Source organism: Peribacillus psychrosaccharolyticus ATCC 23296 (genome assembly GCF_000305495.1).
GTDB classification, from domain to species: domain Bacteria; phylum Bacillota; class Bacilli; order Bacillales; family DSM-1321; genus Peribacillus; species Peribacillus psychrosaccharolyticus.
The window spans coordinates 1-241 of the sequence record NZ_AJTN02000147.1; the positions used below are offsets into that span (position 1 = coordinate 1).

Annotated in this window: 1 protein-coding gene; it reads left to right on the forward strand. The window is 43.2% G+C overall.

Features of this window, described 5'->3' with window-relative positions:
• Positions 1-241 (forward strand): molybdopterin cofactor-binding domain-containing protein (locus WYK_RS06495; RefSeq protein WP_040373736.1); only part of this gene is annotated, 241 nt, incomplete at both ends.

Below are 241 nucleotides of genomic sequence, written 5' to 3' on the forward strand. Positions count from 1 at the left end.
ATGCTGCTATGGAGACAAGATGTTCACTAGCGGAAATTCATGCGGATGGAAAAGTCATTCTCCATTCATCATCTCAAGCACCATTCATGATTAAACGTTTGCTGGCTGATTACTTTACTCTAGATATCGGAAAGATTATTGTAAACACACCGCTCGTTGGCGGGGGATATGGTGGAAAAGCGGCCGTACAGCTTGAATTATTAGCATATATCGCTTCTAAGGCTGTCAATGGCAGACTCGT